Raw genomic sequence first — 16,038 nt, forward strand, 5'->3', positions numbered from 1 at the left:
GCATTCACCGGGCGGCACCTCATCTCGCTCAACTTGAAACATGCCAATTATTGCGTTAAAGCTTTTGATGACCCCGCTCATGATCATTGCCGTTCATGCAGCGGGGAAGCGATGGGGAGCCATTATCAGTGGTTTGCTCATCGGGCTACCACTTACCTCGGGGCCGATCTCACTGATTCTGGCCTGCCAATACGGAGAAGCGTTTGCTGTTCATGCCTCGGCAGGTAATCTGGCTGGGCAGATTTCCATCTGTCTGTTCTGCCTGGTTTATTACAAGCTGTGCCAAACCCGGGGCTGGCTGCATTGCACCCTGCTAGCTACGCTCACTTTCATTGCTGCTACAGCAATCTTGAAGGTACTTGCCCTCGGCTTGCTGAGTGCATTTGGATTGCTGTTGCTTACCCTTGCGCTGGTCAGCAGCAAGACGCCAGGTAAACCGACATCTGCGATCAAGATGGCAAAGCCCTGGTGGGATTTGCCTAGCCGTATTGTGATTGCCGTCACATTTGTGTTGCTGATAAGCAGCCTGGCAGGCGGGATGGGGCCGGTATTGAGCGGCTTGATTGCCCCGTTTCCAGTATTTGCCATTGTATTTGCCGCCTTTACCCTGCAAACCGAAGGTAGTGCGGCAACATGTAATCTACTGCGGGGCATCGTACTCAGCTCGGTTGGCTTTGCGGCCTTCTTCATGACCATTGGCCTTACCACATCACAGCTTGGCTTAAGCAGTGCTTATCTGCTTGCGGCTGGACTGGGCATTCTGTCGAACTTCATTTTTCACTCTTTACTTGGTTAGAAAAAAGCTGCTTTTCCATTGAAAACAGCCAATAAAAGTTAGCTATGGTGATTATTTTACTGGCTCCGCCTTAGGGAATTCCCAAGAGCCATCAATGATTTCAGGTCTGGGACGATAAAGTCGAACCAGATAGTTCCAACCCGGCATGATTCGCAGATAATTAATGGCTTTCGGATTTCCACCAAAGTTCACGGTTACTGTTCCGTCACTATCTTTCTTGGCCGTGTAGCTGTTTACTGATATTGCATTGACAGGCGCCTCATAAAACCCATTTTTGTTATAGACGGTAATAGACCAGAATGCATCGACAGGCACATCCTTGACTTTCAGTCTGAACGGCTGCTTACCATCATTACCTTTGGGAACCTCAACAAAATAGAGTGCATCCTTCTCAGCATTGCCAAAGATACCTCCTGCGGTACCTATCAAATGCCGGACTTCATCAACATCATCTTTAACTCCGAAGGTTCGACGACTATCAGGCATCCAAGGGGTCATGGTCAATATTGCATTACGAAGTCCAGTTAGACTTTTCTGGTCCCAATTTGGAACTTCAAAACGACCAGGGTTAGCCTGAACAACCTGAACAGCATCTTGCGCTTTGCGCATTGCTACGATGTCGGCCGGATCGGTTGGATTAACCAACGTTCTAATCGTGACTTGAATGTAGCGACTTCCCATTTCCTTTTGGGTAAATGTATAAGTACCCGGATCATAAATGACTCGCTGAATATAATGATCCTGATTAAAAACCAGGATGGACTGAAATCGTCCGCCAGTATCTGGCTTCACAATAGTGAGAGGCTGAGTCAGATCGAATATACCCGTACTGTACGGCGTATCCCGATTCATTCTGATGACTAACTGTTTATCGACATCAACAGGCCCACGCTCATGGTGGAATTTTCCGAATGCACCTTGCTCCACACGTTGCTTAAAGTAGCGATCCGTTTCGGCACGAACAAAAGTATCAACAGTTACAGGAGTTACGCTCATATCAACTGATGCAGCGTGGATCTCTGGCAGATACGCAAGCGATAGCAGGCCCAGCGAGGCTGCGGTTAATAATCTGTATATTTGTCCACTCATCGTTCTCACCTTCTTCCTTCGGGATGGAAATGTAAAATTTGCGTTGCGACTGGAAATACAAACCACGCAGACTCCTTCAATCAAGCGGATCGGCAGCTATCTTGCAAAGGCGAAAAGCCTGTCATTTACTGACAGTTTGGTAAGCACAACCGGGTGTTCCTCGTATTAGCACCAAGAAAGAGGTCACTTTCTCTGAACGAGAGGCGACTGGTAGATGTGCTTCGAACTTCTGCTGCTGCCAACAATGGTGATGCTAGCACATTGGCATGGCAAATTTTTACCTTATTCCAGAACCCGAGCACCTCGGCCATCCGCTGTCAGCAACATCGTCGCCACAAAATCCGGCCTCGTCAGCACACACCGCACTGGGTGGTAAGAAATTGCATGTTCGAGTAGTTCGGCGGTAGCGGGCCGTACCTTCTGATACGCCTTGGGCGGGATGGCTGGGACACGATTTTGCAGCGCTGCGGGTCGCCTTTTCTCTGCCTCCTTGCTGTTTGCGAAGTGGCAAAGCAAAAGAAAGGACCTCGACGGAGGAACGAGGCCGGCGAAGCTAAATGCTGCACTACAGGATGACCACCCGCTTGCCGACACGGAATGAGAGCCGATTTTGTAGCGGCTCACGCACAGGGTGGTTTCGCTGTCGCCAGGCGCTGAACTCCCCTGCTTGATCTGCCGCACGGCAGCGGGTGCTAGGCTGCCCGCCAGGCAAAATGCGCAAAGGATTGCTGCCAGTAATCCAGCACTGCCCTGCCCGGCCACTGTGCAGCATCAAACAAGGGCTGGCCCTTGCCATCCCTGCCCTGCTGCAAGGCAGCGTGGGTGACGCCTTTGGCCTGCAGGGTGTCGGCCAGCCGGTACAGGCTGTCTGCCGTCATCACGCGCGGGTCCAGCGTGGTGCGGCATTCCAGCGCAGCACCGCTCTCCAGCGCGACATCCAGCGCCTGCCACATACGCGCCTCGCTGCCCGCCACGCCGGTCACGGCATCCACACCGCCGGGGGCGGCCTTGATGTCCAGCCCTATCCAGTCCACCAGTCCGGCCACTGCCGCCAGCCGCTGCGGGTAGATGCCGGCAGTATGCAGGCCGATGGCCAGGCCTAGCCGGCGAGCGTCCTGCATCCATTCGGCCAGTTGCGGTGCCAGCGTGGGTTCGCCACCGGAAAACACCACGCCATCCAGAAAGCCCACCCGCGCCGCCAGCATGGACTGCACGCTGCCCCAGCCAAGCACACCGGCGCTGCGCGCCTGCAGATCGGGGTTGTGACAATAGCCGCAACGCCAGGGGCAGCCGGCCACGAATACCGTGGCCACCAGCCGTCCCGGCCAGTCACAGCTGGAAAACGGCTCTATGCCGGCCAGAGGCAACAGGGGGCTGGCCACGGCAGGCCGGGACTCAGCGCCGCAGATGTTCTTCATCAAAATGCAGGCGTTCAGCAAATTCGCCCTGTTTGCCCACATTAAAGGCAGAGACCGGGCGGAAATAGCCCATTACGCGGGTCCATACTTCGCAGCGGGTACGCAGTGCCGGGTCCAGCTGTTCTGCCTGTTTGGCTAGGATTTGGGATGACATCATTTCTCTCCTGTTGAGGTGTCGGGTGTGCTGCTGGGAGCGGGCTAACAAAATGGCGTGGTGTCCTGAGGCCAGGCGCACCGCCGCAGCATGTTGTCAGCGGTGCTCAGCAGCAGCCCGGCGCGGTGGCTGCCGTGGTGCGGGCCAGCAGTTCGGCATCGCACTTGGGGCAGAATTCGTGATGGCCATGCAGGTAGCCGTGCTGCGGGCACACCGAGAAGGTGGGCGTCACCGTGACATAGGGCAGGCGGAAGCGCTGCAGCGATCGGCGCACCAGCTGCTTGCAGGCGACGGTGGAGCTGATGGCTTCAGTCATATACAGGTGCAGCACGGTGCCGCCGGTATAGCGGCGCTGCAGCGGTTCCTGATGGCTGAGCGCGACGAACGGGTCATCGGTATGGCCGGCCGGCAACTGGCTGGAATTGGTGTAGTAAGGCTTGTCCAGCGGGCCGGCCTGCAGGATGTCCGGGTAGCGCTTGCGATCTTCGCGGGCAAAACGGTAGGTGGTGCCTTCGGCCGGGGTGGCTTCCAGGTTGTACAGATGGCCGGTGCTTTCCTGCATCTGCACCATGCGCGTGCGGATGTGGTCGAGCAGATCCAGCGCCAGCTGCTGGCCGGCGGTGCTGGCAATATCTTCGGCATCGCCGGTGTAATTACGCACCAGTTCGTTGATGCCGTTTACGCCGATGGTGGAGAAGTGATTGCGCAAAGTGCCCAGATAACGCTTGGTATAAGGATACAAGCCATCATCCATCCAGCCCTGCACTCGCTGGCGCTTGATTTCCAGGCTGATGCGGGCCAGCTCCAGCAGGCGGTCGGTTTCGGCCAGCAGGCCATTCCAGTCGCCACGGAAGCGGTAGCCCAGCCGGGCGCAGTTAAGCGTTACCACCCCCAGCGAGCCGGTTTGCTCGGCGCTGCCAAACAGGCCATTGCCGCGCTTGAGCAGTTCGCGCAGGTCCAGCTGCAGCCGGCAGCACATGGAGCGCACCATCTGTGGTTCCAGATCGGAATTGAGGAAGTTCTGGAAGTACGGCAGGCCGTAGCGCGCGGTCAAGTCGAACAGCAGCTCGGCATTCGGGCTATCCCAGTCGAAATCCGGGGTGATGTTGTAGGTGGGAATGGGAAAGGTAAAAGCCCGGCCATGGGCGTCGCCACTGGCCATCACCCGCAGAAAGGCGCGGTTGATCTGGTCCATTTCCGGCTGGCAGTCGCCATAGCAAAACGGCATTTCCTCACCGGCAATCAGCGGAATCTGGCCGGCCAGGTCGGCTGGGCAGCTCCAGTCGAAGGTGAGATTGGTAAACGGCGTTTGCGTGCCCCAGCGTGATGGCACATTCAGGTTGTAGACAAACTCCTGCATGGCTTGCTCCACCTGCGCGTCGTTCAGGCCATCGCGCTTGATGAAAGGGGCCAGATAGGTGTCCACGCTGGAAAAAGCCTGAGCCCCGGCCCATTCGTTTTGCAGGGTGCCCAGAAAATTCACCATCTGCCCCAGTGCCGAACCCAGATGGCGCGGCGGCGCGGATTCCACCCGCCCCGGCACGCCGTTGAAACCCTCGTGCAGCAACTGGCGCAGCGACCAACCGGCGCAGTAGCCGGCCAGCACGTCCAGATCGTGCAGGTGGAAATCGGCCTCGCGGTGGGCCTGTGCCACTTCCGGCGGATAGATGCCGTCCAGCCAGTAATTCGCAGTCAGTTTGCCGGCGGCGTTCAGAATCATCCCACCCAGGCTGTAGCCCTGGTTGGCATTGGCAGAGACGCGCCAGTCGGCGCGACTGAGGTATTCGTCCAGCGTGGCAAGCGGACTGACCATGACAGGTTTTTTCATAACAATATGTAGTGCCTTGAAATTTTCAAACACTATATATTGATTTTTGGCACAACAAAGCCACAGCTGAAAAAGGCTTGATTCGGATCAAGTGCCGCCTTTATCTGCCAAACAGCACAGCCGCCAGCCCGTCCGACATGCTCATGTCGTGTAGGAATCGCCCTACAGGACTACAGCATTTTTCCTGACAGTAAAATCCGCAGCCCCCCGATACCCCTACTGTCATCCGCTTTTTACAATTCAGTCATCACCATTTAAACAGGAGTGGTCATGGCTGAAACGAACGCAAGCGACATCCTGGTCCGCTTCAAGAACGTACAAAAGAGCTACGACGGCGAGACCCTGATCGTGAAGGATCTCAATCTGGACATCCGCAAGGGCGAATTCCTGACCCTGCTGGGTCCGTCCGGCTCCGGCAAGACCACCAGCCTGATGATGCTGGCCGGCTTCGAAACCCCGACCGCCGGCGAGATCATGCTGGGCGAGCGTTCGCTCAACCGCGTACCGCCGCACAAGCGCGATATCGGCATGGTGTTCCAGAACTACGCGCTGTTTCCGCACATGACCGTGGCCGAGAACCTGGCCTTCCCGCTGAAAGTGCGCGGCATGGACAAGACCGATGTCACCGAACGGGTGAAACGCGCCCTGTCCATGGTGCAGCTGGACAAGTTTGCCAACCGCTACCCCGGCCAGATGTCCGGTGGCCAGCAACAGCGCGTGGCCCTGGCCCGCGCCCTGGTGTTCGAACCGCAACTGGTGCTGATGGACGAACCGCTGGGCGCGCTGGACAAGCAACTGCGCGAACACATGCAGATGGAAATCAAGCATCTGCACGAACGCCTGGGCGTGACCGTGGTGTACGTGACCCACGACCAGAGCGAAGCGCTGACCATGTCCGACCGCGTGGCAGTGTTCCATCAAGGTGAAATCCAGCAGATCGACAGCCCGCAAGGCCTGTACGAGCATCCGCGCAATACCTTTGTTGCCAACTTCATCGGCGAAAACAACCGCCTGCACGGCAAGCTGATCAGCCGCGACGGCGAGCGCTGTACCGTGGGCCTGGAAAACGGCGAGCGCGTGGAAGCCATGGCCATTCACGATGCAGCCCCTGGCGCGCCGGTTTCGTTGTCCATCCGCCCGGAACGTATCAATCTGAACGTGGCGCAGGAGCAAAACCGCTTCTCCGGCCGCGTGCGCGAATTCATCTACCTGGGCGACCACGTGCGTATCCGCATGGAAGCCTGCGGCAACTCCAGTTTCATCGTCAAACAGCCTATCGCCACCCTCGACCCCAAGCTGGCAGTGGGCGACGTGATTTCGCTGGGCTGGAATGTAGAACACGTAAGAGCGCTCGATCCCGTCGAACTGGCCGAGTGAGTGCGTGCAAGTGAGTAGCGTGTAGTAGCTGTAGTCTCAAAACAATATGGAGATCTATCAAATGAAGAAATGCATGAAAGCTCTTTCGCTGGCCGTGGTTGCTGCTTGCTGTGCTCAGACTGCGCTGGCAGGTGATCTGACCGTGATTTCCTTCGGTGGTGCCAACAAGGCTGCCCAGGAAAAAGCCTACTACGCCCCCTTCACCAAGGCCACTGGCGTCAAGGTGGTAGGCGGTGAGTACAACGGCGAAATGGCCAAGGTCAAGGCCATGGTCGACACCAAGAGCGTGTCCTGGGACGTACTGGAAGTGGAATCCCCGGAACTGGCTCGCGGTTGCGATGAAGGCATGTTCGAAAAGCTGGACTACAGCAAGATCGGCAACAAGGCTGATTTCGTACCGGGCGCTGCCCAGTCCTGCGGCGTAGGCATTTTCGTATGGTCCACCGTACTGGCCTACAACGCCGACAAGCTGAAGGTTGGCCCGAGCGGCTGGAAAGACTTCTGGGATGTGAAGAAATTCCCGGGCAAGCGCGGCATGCGCAAGGGTGCCAAGTACACCCTGGAAGTAGCGCTGATGGCTGACGGCGTAGCCGCAAAAGACGTGTACAAGGTACTGGCCACCCCGGCTGGTGTTGACCGCGCCTTCAAGAAGCTGGACCAGCTGAAGCCGAACATCCAGTGGTGGGAAGCCGGCGCACAGCCGCCGCAGTACCTGGTATCCGGCGACGTGGTGATGAGCTCGGCCTACAACGGTCGTATCGCCAACACCCAGAAGGAAGGCAAGAACCTGAAGATCGTCTGGGCCGGTGGCATGTACGACTTCGACTCCTGGGCTATCCCTAAGGGCTCGCCGAACAAGGATGCTGCACTGAAGTTCATCGCTTTCGCCAGCAAGCCGGAAAACCAGAAGGTGTACTCGCAGAATATCGCTTACGGCCCGACCAACAAGAAAGCCGTACCGCTGCTGGACAAGAAGCTGGTTGCCGACCTGCCGACCGCCCCGCAGAACATCAAGAGCGGCGTAGCCGTGGATGTGGCTTTCTGGGCTGACTTCGGCGAATCGCTGGAACAACGCTTCAACGCCTGGGCTGCCAAGTAAGCAGCTGTAACACGCATGACTGCTGCCGGCCCTTTTAACTACCGGCAGCAGGTCCGCCCCCTCGGGGGTTCATCCCCAGGGGGTTTTACCCCTTACCTGATCCGGAGCCGGAAGAATGACCGCTTCCTCTGCACCCACCACCGCTATCGCAGCCACCCTGCCGGAGGCCGGCCGTTCTCTGAAACAGAAACTGGCCCGCGCCGAGCGTATGAACAAACTCAAGTCCCAGCTGCTGATTCTGCCGCTGGTGCTGTTCATCCTGCTGGTATTCGTATTGCCGATCACCAGCCTGCTGTTCAAGAGCGTCAACAACCCGGAAGTGGTAGACGCCATGCCGCACACGGTCAAGGCCATCTCCAGCTGGAGCGGCCGCGCCCTGCCGCCGGAAACCGTCTATGCCGCCGCGGCACAGGATATCCAGCAAGCACACGACGACCAGAAACTGGGTGACCTGGGCAAGCGCCTGAACATGGAAGTAGCCGGCTACCGCAGCCTGCTGAACAAGACTGCCCGCGCCCTGCCGATGGACCCTGCCCCCAAATCCTACAAGGAAGCGCTGACCAATCTGGACGAGCGCTGGGGTGACCCGGCCTACTGGCAGGCCATCCGCCGCAACACCAGCAGCCAGACCCCGTTCTACCTGCTGGCCTCGCTGGACCACCGTATCGACGACCTGGGTGAAATCAGCCGTTCCTCGCCGGACCAGGCCATTTACCTCGACATCTTCACCCGTACTTTCTGGATGAGCCTGGTGGTCACCGCCATCGCCCTGGCCCTGGCCTACCCGCTGGCCTACCTGCTGGTGAACCTGCCCACCCGCAGCAGCAACCTGCTGATGATTCTGGTACTGCTGCCGTTCTGGACTTCCGTTCTGGTGCGCGTGGCCGCCTGGATCGTACTGTTGCAATCTGGCGGCCTGATCAACTCCACCCTGGAATGGCTGGGCCTCATCGATCATCCGCTGCAGCTGGTGTTCAACCGCACCGGCGTGTACATCTCCATGGTGCACATCCTGCTGCCCTTCATGATCCTGCCCATCTACAGCGTGATGAAAGGCATCTCCCCCAGCTATATGAAAGCCGCCATCTCGCTGGGTTGCCACCCGTTTGCCAGCTTCTGGCGCGTGTACTTCCCGCAGACCGTGGCCGGCATCAGCGCCGGGGCCCTGCTGGTGTTCATCCTGTCCATCGGCTACTACATCACCCCGGCCTTGCTGGGCAGCCCGAACGACCAGATGGTGAGCTACTTCGTCGCCTTCTACACCAACACCTCGATCAACTGGGGCATGGCTACCGCTCTGGGCGGCCTGCTGCTGGCAGCCACTATGATCCTGTACATCGTTTACAACTGGCTGGTGGGCGCCAAGAGCCTGCGCCTAGGCTGATCCTCACCCTTTCCCGGAGACATAAAACATGCTGAACCCGACCATGTCGCCCATCGAAAAGGTGTGGCACTACGTACTGCGCATCACCAGCGGCCTGACCTTGCTCTTCCTGATCATGCCGGTGCTGGTCATCATCCCGCTGTCCTTCAACGAGGGTTCCTTCCTGGTGTACCCGCTGACCGGCTTCTCCTTCCGCTGGTATCAGGACCTGTTCAGCGCACCGGAGTGGATCCGCTCCTTGCAAAACAGCATGATCGTGGCCCCGGCCGCCACTGTGCTGGCCATGGTGCTGGGTACGCTGGCCTCCATCGGCCTGACCCGTGGTGAATTCCGTGGCAAGGGCATCATCATGTTCCTGCTGATTTCGCCCATGGTGGTGCCGGTGGTAATTGTCGGTGTGGCCAGCTACCTGTTCTTTGCCCCGCTGGGCATGGACAACAGCTATACCACGCTGATCCTGGAGCATGCCGCGCTGGGCGTACCCTTCGTCATCATCACGGTGACTGCCACTCTGCAGGGCTACAACCACAACCTGACCCGTGCGGCGGCCAACCTCGGCGCGTCACCGATTACCGCCTTCTTCCGCATCACGCTGCCGCTGATCGCACCGGGGGTGATTTCCGGCGCACTGTTCGCCTTTGCCACGTCCTTCGACGAAGTAGTAGTGACGCTGTTCCTGGCTGGCCCGGAACAGGCCACCCTGCCGCGCCAGATGTTCAGCGGCATTCGTGAAAACCTCAGCCCCACCATTGCTGCCGCTGCCACGCTGCTGATCGGCTTCTCCATCCTGCTGCTGCTGACGCTGGAATGGTTGCGCGGTCGCAGTGAGCGCCTGCGCACCAGCTAAAGCTGACGATTCCCTCATCTGCTCCATCCATTACAGGCCGGCCTTAACAAGTCGGCCTGATTTTTATCAAGCAATCACTATTTAATACCCAGACAAAACCGCCCTTGGTTGCAATCCTCCGCCAGCAGCATACTATTCAGATAGTCTGCGTTCATTGCGCCCATTTCCCTGCCCGTTTGTTTATGCGACTTATCTCGGCTTTAAGCCTGATTTTTCTAAGCAACACCCTGCTTGCCGGCCCAGGCATCGACTCTGCCACCTGGGAATATCAGGTGAAGCCGGGGGATTCGCTGTGGTCGTTTGCTGACCAGCACTTATCCTCCCCCGCCTATGTGCCACGCCTGCAAAGCCTCAATCACATTGCCGACCCCTACCGCCTGACACCGGGCAGCCGTATCAAAGTGCCTTATCCCTGGGTACGGCAACATCCGTCCACAGCGCAAATCGAAGAGTTTTCCGGAGAAGTCAGCGCGCACGACGCCAAGGGCAAACCGCTACCCATCAACAAGGAAACACGCTACCCGAAAGGCGTGCAGTTCCAGACCGGCAACGACGCCATGCTCAAGCTGCGCTTCGAAGACGGCTCCACCCTGCTGCTGAACGCCAACTCCAGCGCCCAGCTACAAAACGAAATCTACTATCCCAGCACCGGCTCGGCCAAAACCGAAATCAAGCTGGACAAGGGCAATGCCGGCAGCTCGGTCATTCCCAACATCCTGATGCCCAACCGCTACCAGATTCGCACGCCATCGGCCGTCACCACCGTGCGTGGCACCGAATTCCGCGTCAATACCGAATCCAGCGACTCCACGCTGACCGAAGTACTACGCGGCAAGGTCAGCGTCAGCAGCAAGAACAAGGGTCAGGTCGATGTTCCGGCCGGCTTTGGCACATTGGCTTCAGGCTCCAGCAAACCCACCGTACCTGAAGCCCTGCCCGCCGCACCGGACCTGGGCCAGCTGCCAGCAGCCAGCAGCTTTAATCCGCCGCTGCTCAAATGGACTGGCGACCAGCAGGCCGTGGCTTACCGCATCAAGCTGCGCGGGCCTGGCGAGCATGGACGCCTGCTGGCCGAGCGCACGGTTGCGGCACCGCAGCTGTTCCCGGCACTGCCGGCTAATGGCGAATACCTGCTATCGGCACGGGCGCGCAACCAGCATGGCCTGGAAGGCTTTGACAGCAGCAAAACCTTCACCTTGAATGCCTTCCCGCCACCGCCACTGCTGTTCGGCACCGACGGTCCGCAGGAAATCCGCAGTCAGACCCTGCCACTCAAGCTGCTGGCCAGTCCGCAGCAGCCATTGCAACTGCAAGTCTCCCGCAGCAGCGACTTTGCCTCTGTCAGTCAGAACCTCACGCTGCAGGATGGTGACATCACCCTGCAGCTGCCGGACAAGGGCCAGTGGTTCTGGCGCGTGGCCCGGCTGGATGGCAAGGGGCAGCCCGGCCCCTTCAGCGATGCCCAGCAGGTCGTGGTCAAAGGCCTGTTCTCGAGCATCAACGACAACGCGCCCGCGCTGCTGGGCCGGCGTTATCCAGTCAACGGTGCGCGCTATACACTGAAACTGGCGGACAATCCGGCCATGCACAACATCAGCTACCGCGACACCCAGCCACAGCCGGCCTGGCTGCTGGACAAACTGCCACGCGGCCAGTACTTTGCCCAACTCGAAGTCAACGGAGATGATGGATATCACGCGGTGGAAGCGATTGAAAAAATCAACATCCAATAAGCAATCGCATAAAATAAGCGCATGCCATCACCGATAAAACACCGGCTATACCAACTGCTTCCCCTGCTAGCGGGCTTGCTCGGCCTGCTGCTGGCGCTGACCGGTGCTGTGCAGCGGCTGGACTACTGGTTTTACGATGCCAGCCTCAGCCGGCATGTGCTGCACAAAAGCGCCGACGACCCCATCCTGATCGAAGTGGACAACCGCAGCCTGGCCGAGATGGGCAGCTGGCCCTGGCCACGCGAATTGCATGCCCGCCTGATAGACCAGCTGCAATATGCCAAAGCAGTCGGCCTCGATATCGCCCTGGCGGAAAGCACGCTGGCCAGCAACAAACCCGACCAGTCACTGGCGGTGGCCATCCGTCGCAATGGCAAGGTGGTCAGCCCGGTATTTCCGGAAAGCGCAGGCGACACCCTGACCGAGACCCGGCCGATACCACTGCTGGCAGCGGCCTCCAACCGGCTGGGACACACCGACTTCGAGCGCGACAACGATGGCGTCATCCGCCGCACCTATCTGATGGCTGGCCTCGGCACACCGGACTTTCCCGGTTTTGCCAAAGCAGTGCATGAGGTGGCACAAGGCCTGCCCGCGCCAACACTACGCCTGCCCTTCCATACCAGCGACGAACCATGGGTGCGTGCCGACGAAGTACTGGTACCCTTTGGCAACGGTGCCGAACCCTTCGAGCGCATCTCGTATATCGATGCCCTGTCCAATGCCGAGCGCGAGACTTTCCGCAACCGCATCGTGCTGATCGGAGTCACGGCAGCCGGGCTGGGCGATATGCACACCACCCCTATTTCTGCCAACTCGGCCGGCATGCCCGGTGTGGTGATCAATGCCTACCTGCTGCGCGGCCTACAGGATGGCAGCCTGATCCGGCCAATCAGCCTGATACCCCAAGCGCTACTGACCCTGCTGCTGATCGTGGTGCTGGACTACCTGCTGGCACCATGGGGCCGGCAGCGTACGGTGCTGATGGCCTACCCTGCCGGTGCCTTGCTGGTGGCTGTCGGGTCGATGCTGCTACTGAACCTGGGCCATGTCTGGTTCGCCCCGGCCAGCACCATGCTGGTGCTGCTGCTGTCCGGCCTCACCCGCTTTATCGCGCGCCAGGCCAGCCTGCAAACCCTGGCCACCACCGATGGCCTGACCCAACTGGCCAACCGCCGTCATTTTGACGAAGTGTTCATACCGGCCATCGAACGCCAGCGCAATAGCCAGCAGCCGCTGGCTTTTGTCTTGCTGGATATTGACCACTTCAAGCTTTACAACGACCAGTACGGCCACTATGCCGGCGATGTGGTACTGAAGCGGGTGGCCCATGTGCTGCGCGAGTCATTCCAGCGCAAGGGTGAGCTGCCGGCCCGACTGGGCGGCGAAGAGTTTGGTGTGCTGATGCCAGGCGCTACCATGCAGGATGCAGTCGATGCGGCTGAAACTTTCCGCCAGCGGCTGGAAGACCTCGACCTACCACATGACGGCAGCCCGCTGCACAAGGTGACCTGCAGCATCGGTGTAGCTGCGCGCGTTCCCCAGCAAGACGACACCGCCCAGCGCATTTACGAAGAGGCCGATGGCGCGCTGTATATCGCCAAGCGTTCCGGCCGTAATGTGGTCAGCCCGGCCTCCAGCTAAAGGGCAATACATGAGCCATCGCCATGAAAAAGGCAGCCAAGCGGCTGCCTTTTGTTATCCGTACTCGTCTTGTAACCTGCGGACAACCCCGGGGAGGCAAGGGTCTGACAAGGTGAAAAAACGCAATAGCGCTGGCATCCATGCGCGTGTCGCACGACATTTCAACGCAGGATCACCCGGGTAGCACAGAGCGTATGCACGCTCTTACGGGCAAAGCACCGACCAGTCCTCTGCTCCCACAGTCAAATGACAGGCCAGCCGCCAGCCAGACGAGATATCCGGCCAACTCTCAGCGGCGGCCTCAGCCTTGTCGATCAGTCCGGCCCGCAGCAATACATTGCGCTCCTTGCGGCTGGGCAGCACCGGCTGTGCCGGGCCGGCGTGACTGATGCGGACCTTGCAAGTGCCACAAGTGCCCTGCCCACAGCGCCAGTGCAGCGGCACATCGGCCAGCCTGGCCACATCCAGCAACAGATCACCAGGCTGTGCCTCCAGCTCGGCCAGCAGCCGCTGTTGTTGATCGACAAATCGCAGCTGCGGCATGACTAGTACCCGAAGCGCCCGATAGGCAGCAGGCCAAGCAGATCACCCGGCTGCACCTGCTGGCCAGCAGCCAGGCGGACCAGCCCGTCGGCCCAGGCGCAGGATGTCAGTACGCCTGAGCCCTGATTGGGATAGCGCTGCAATTGCCATTGGCCATCCTGCTGCACCAGCTTCACCCGCAGGAATTCCTCACGCCTGGCATCCGGCCGCTCCCAGGCGAACCCGGCCGGGTACTGGGCAGCTGCAACGTCCCCCTCAAGCAGCAAACCGGCGCAACGCTGCAGATAGGGTTTGACCAGCACCTGATAGGTAACAAAGCCGGACACCGGATTACCCGGCAAGCCAATAAAACCCGCCTGACCAACCCGGCCACAAGCCAGCGGCTTGCCCGGCTTGATGGCGATCTTCCACAGATCCAGACTACCCTCGGCCTCCACTGCGGCCTTGACGTGGTCTTCCTCGCCCACCGATACCCCACCGCAAGTCATGATGACATCAGCCAGCGCGGCGGCATCCTGCAGGATTTCGCGGGTGCGGCTGAGTGAGTCCGGCACAATGCCCAGATCGGTCACCTCGCAGCCCAGCCGCATCAGTTCCGGCACCAGCCAGTAACGGTTGGAGTTATAGATTTGCCCGGCTGCCAGTGCCTGCCCCGGCTCCACCAGCTCGTCACCGGTAAAGAACACCGCCACCCGCAGCGGGCGGAACACCGTCAGCTCGGCCACGCCGATGGAAGCCGCCAGCCCCAGATGCGCTGCACTCAGCTGCTGTCCAGCGGACAACGCTTCGCTGCCGCAGCGGATATCTTCACCAGCACGACGGATATTCTGTCCGGGACGGGGGCTCTGGCTGAACGCCACCTGGCCATCAGGCTGCAGTTCGGCCATCTCCTGCATCACCACCGCGTCGGCACCAGCGGGAATGGGCGCTCCGGTAAAAATGCGCGCCACACTGCCTGCTTGCAATGCCGCAGGCTGAGTCCCCGCCGGGATGCGCTGCGATATCGGCAGCGGCCCGCTGCCATCGGCACAGCGCACGGCATAGCCATCCATTGCACTATTATCTTGCGGCGGCACATCCAGGCTGGCCACCAGCGGTACAGCCAGCACACGGCCCAGAGCCTGTAGCAAGGGAACGGTTTCAGTTGTGGTAAGCGGTCTGGCGCGCTGTAGCAGCCAGTCGCGGGCTTGATCAACGGTGAGCATCTTGATGTTGTTCCAGCAAGGCAAGAATGAAACGGGCAAGGCCGGCGGCATCGTCCCGGGCAAAACAGGGTAGCGCAGTATGCGGTGGTGCATCCGACACCATGGCCAGCACCTGCTTATCATGCAGGCAGAGGGGCGCATGCCCCAGCAGCGGGTCGTACACTTCCAATTTGGGAATGGCTTCATGCTTGAAGCCTTCGGCCAACACCAGATCACAGGGGCGCAATGCCGCCACATGGGCGGCCAGCGGCGCATCATTGCCCTGCGGCATGGTTTCCACCAGCAAGCGGCGCTGTGCACCGGCCAGCAAGACCTGCCGCGCACCGGCCTGGCGGTGCCGCCAGCTATCCTTGCCCGGCTGATCCCAGTCCACATCGTGATGGGTGTGCTTGATCACGGCTACATCGACCCCGGCGGCCAGCAGCAGCGGAATGACTTTTTCCAGCAAGGTGGTTTTGCCGCTGCCTGAATAGCCGGCGACTCCCAGAACATACATGGTGGCGCTACTCGATAATGGGGTAGGAACGCATCATATCATGCGCTCCTACCCCATTATTCAGCCGGATGACCTAGTTATTCGGTACTCAGGCCACCGCCCGGGCAAAATGCGTCGCCTGCTCCTCGGGCTGCTCGAAACGCTTCCAATCGACAATCATCACCTGGCTCAGCCCGCAGTCCAGCGCCAGTTGCGCCTCGATTTCTTCCAGCACCTGATGACAATGAATACTGCCGTTAATGGCCACTTCGGCACGCCGCATGACAGTATCGTCGGGCGTAACAAACCAGATGCAATAGCGACTCATGCTGCCCCTCCTCCCTGTGAATGCATTTACCTTACCAATATCGACGCAAGCAGCAGCAAACCGCAAGTTTTCGAACACGGCAAAGCCCTTGCAACCGTGACTAGGGATGGAAAACACC

The 16,038-nt window shown here is 59.4% G+C and carries 15 protein-coding genes; 7 read left to right on the forward strand and 8 right to left on the reverse strand.

Annotated features, from left to right (window positions below; genetic code table 11):
• Window positions 1–79 precede the first annotated feature (79 nt).
• Window positions 80–796 carry a hypothetical protein gene (locus tag H2Z84_RS13205; RefSeq protein ID WP_181836388.1) on the forward strand — a complete coding sequence of 239 codons (717 nt, stop codon included), beginning with the start codon at window positions 80–82 and terminating at the stop codon, window positions 794–796.
• A 51-nt stretch (window positions 797–847) separates the two neighbouring features.
• On the opposite strand, the gene H2Z84_RS13210 is transcribed toward H2Z84_RS13205, so the two are convergent.
• The 4 genes from H2Z84_RS13210 to H2Z84_RS13225 all read right to left on the reverse strand — a co-directional run bounded on the left by H2Z84_RS13210 (window position 848) and on the right by H2Z84_RS13225 (window position 5,351).
• On the reverse strand, window positions 848–1,885 hold the full coding sequence (locus H2Z84_RS13210; protein WP_220272834.1) for a DUF1214 domain-containing protein: 1,038 nt from the start codon (window positions 1,883–1,885) through the stop codon (window positions 848–850).
• Between the two features lie 692 nt (window positions 1,886–2,577).
• Window positions 2,578–3,267 (reverse strand): anaerobic ribonucleoside-triphosphate reductase activating protein, encoded by a 690-nt coding sequence (locus tag H2Z84_RS13215; protein ID WP_220272835.1) that lies wholly within the window; start codon window positions 3,265–3,267, stop codon window positions 2,578–2,580.
• A gap of 13 nt (window positions 3,268–3,280) precedes the next feature.
• Window positions 3,281–3,460, reverse strand: a complete 180-nt coding sequence (nrdD, locus tag H2Z84_RS13220; RefSeq protein WP_220272836.1) for an anaerobic ribonucleoside-triphosphate reductase — start codon at window positions 3,458–3,460, stop codon at window positions 3,281–3,283.
• Window positions 3,461–3,563: 103 nt separating this feature from the next.
• Window positions 3,564–5,351, reverse strand: a complete 1,788-nt coding sequence (locus H2Z84_RS13225; RefSeq protein ID WP_181836607.1) for a ribonucleoside triphosphate reductase — start codon at window positions 5,349–5,351, stop codon at window positions 3,564–3,566.
• A 204-nt stretch (window positions 5,352–5,555) separates the two neighbouring features.
• Between H2Z84_RS13225 and H2Z84_RS13230 the strand changes: the two genes are divergently transcribed.
• From H2Z84_RS13230 to H2Z84_RS13255, 6 genes are all read left to right on the forward strand, one after another.
• Window positions 5,556–6,662: an ABC transporter ATP-binding protein gene (locus H2Z84_RS13230; RefSeq protein WP_181836390.1), complete on the forward strand. Its 1,107-nt coding sequence runs from the start codon at window positions 5,556–5,558 to the stop codon at window positions 6,660–6,662.
• Window positions 6,663–6,735: 73 nt separating this feature from the next.
• On the forward strand, window positions 6,736–7,761 hold the full coding sequence (locus tag H2Z84_RS13235; protein ID WP_258869400.1) for an ABC transporter substrate-binding protein: 1,026 nt from the start codon (window positions 6,736–6,738) through the stop codon (window positions 7,759–7,761).
• A 115-nt stretch (window positions 7,762–7,876) separates the two neighbouring features.
• A complete protein-coding gene (locus H2Z84_RS13240) occupies window positions 7,877–9,145 on the forward strand; it encodes an ABC transporter permease (protein ID WP_181836392.1) in 1,269 nt (422 codons plus the stop codon).
• A gap of 28 nt (window positions 9,146–9,173) precedes the next feature.
• Entirely contained in the window at window positions 9,174–9,992 is an 819-nt protein-coding gene (locus H2Z84_RS13245) for an ABC transporter permease (protein WP_181836393.1), read from the forward strand.
• Between the two features lie 182 nt (window positions 9,993–10,174).
• Window positions 10,175–11,725, forward strand: coding sequence for a FecR family protein (locus H2Z84_RS13250; protein ID WP_181836394.1), 1,551 nt, complete (start codon window positions 10,175–10,177; stop codon window positions 11,723–11,725).
• Window positions 11,726–11,746: 21 nt separating this feature from the next.
• Entirely contained in the window at window positions 11,747–13,369 is a 1,623-nt protein-coding gene (locus H2Z84_RS13255; protein ID WP_181836395.1) for a CHASE2 domain-containing protein, read from the forward strand.
• Window positions 13,370–13,573: 204 nt separating this feature from the next.
• Here H2Z84_RS13255 and H2Z84_RS13260 read toward each other — a convergent pair whose 3' ends face one another.
• The 4 genes from H2Z84_RS13260 to H2Z84_RS13275 form a co-directional block, all read right to left on the reverse strand.
• The gene (locus H2Z84_RS13260; RefSeq protein WP_181836396.1) at window positions 13,574–13,912 is read right to left on the reverse strand and encodes a 2Fe-2S iron-sulfur cluster-binding protein; all 339 of its coding nucleotides are present in this window, start codon (window positions 13,910–13,912) and stop codon (window positions 13,574–13,576) included.
• 2 nt (window positions 13,913–13,914) lie between these two features.
• A complete protein-coding gene (locus H2Z84_RS13265) occupies window positions 13,915–15,117 on the reverse strand; it encodes a molybdopterin molybdotransferase MoeA (protein WP_181836397.1) in 1,203 nt (400 codons plus the stop codon).
• Window positions 15,104–15,613 carry a molybdopterin-guanine dinucleotide biosynthesis protein B gene (mobB, locus tag H2Z84_RS13270; RefSeq protein WP_103524566.1) on the reverse strand — a complete coding sequence of 170 codons (510 nt, stop codon included), beginning with the start codon at window positions 15,611–15,613 and terminating at the stop codon, window positions 15,104–15,106. Before mobB ends, H2Z84_RS13265 begins: the two co-directional genes overlap by 14 nt.
• An 88-nt stretch (window positions 15,614–15,701) precedes the next feature.
• Window positions 15,702–15,920, reverse strand: coding sequence for a hypothetical protein (locus tag H2Z84_RS13275; protein ID WP_103524527.1), 219 nt, complete (start codon window positions 15,918–15,920; stop codon window positions 15,702–15,704).
• Between the last annotated feature and the right edge of the window lie 118 nt (window positions 15,921–16,038).

Origin of the sequence: Aquitalea aquatica (genome assembly GCF_013911085.1) — a bacterium.
GTDB lineage: Bacteria > Pseudomonadota > Gammaproteobacteria > Burkholderiales > Chromobacteriaceae > Aquitalea > Aquitalea aquatica.

Bases quoted from the DNA above. Each gene is read 5' to 3' on its own strand.
- H2Z84_RS13205 (WP_181836388.1), top strand. From the start codon at position 80: ATGATCATTGCCGTTCATGCAGCGGGGAAGCGATGGGGAGCCATTATC.
- H2Z84_RS13210 (WP_220272834.1), bottom strand. From the start codon at position 1,885: ATGAGTGGACAAATATACAGATTATTAACCGCAGCCTCGCTGGGCCTG.
- nrdD (WP_220272836.1), bottom strand. From the start codon at position 3,460: ATGATGTCATCCCAAATCCTAGCCAAACAGGCAGAACAGCTGGACCCG.
- H2Z84_RS13230 (WP_181836390.1), top strand. From the start codon at position 5,556: ATGGCTGAAACGAACGCAAGCGACATCCTGGTCCGCTTCAAGAACGTA.
- H2Z84_RS13235 (WP_258869400.1), top strand. From the start codon at position 6,736: ATGAAAGCTCTTTCGCTGGCCGTGGTTGCTGCTTGCTGTGCTCAGACT.
- H2Z84_RS13240 (WP_181836392.1), top strand. From the start codon at position 7,877: ATGACCGCTTCCTCTGCACCCACCACCGCTATCGCAGCCACCCTGCCG.
- H2Z84_RS13245 (WP_181836393.1), top strand. From the start codon at position 9,174: ATGCTGAACCCGACCATGTCGCCCATCGAAAAGGTGTGGCACTACGTA.
- H2Z84_RS13250 (WP_181836394.1), top strand. From the start codon at position 10,175: ATGCGACTTATCTCGGCTTTAAGCCTGATTTTTCTAAGCAACACCCTG.
- H2Z84_RS13255 (WP_181836395.1), top strand. From the start codon at position 11,747: ATGCCATCACCGATAAAACACCGGCTATACCAACTGCTTCCCCTGCTA.
- H2Z84_RS13260 (WP_181836396.1), bottom strand. From the start codon at position 13,912: ATGCCGCAGCTGCGATTTGTCGATCAACAACAGCGGCTGCTGGCCGAG.
- H2Z84_RS13265 (WP_181836397.1), bottom strand. From the start codon at position 15,117: ATGCTCACCGTTGATCAAGCCCGCGACTGGCTGCTACAGCGCGCCAGA.
- mobB (WP_103524566.1), bottom strand. From the start codon at position 15,613: ATGTATGTTCTGGGAGTCGCCGGCTATTCAGGCAGCGGCAAAACCACC.
- H2Z84_RS13275 (WP_103524527.1), bottom strand. From the start codon at position 15,920: ATGAGTCGCTATTGCATCTGGTTTGTTACGCCCGACGATACTGTCATG.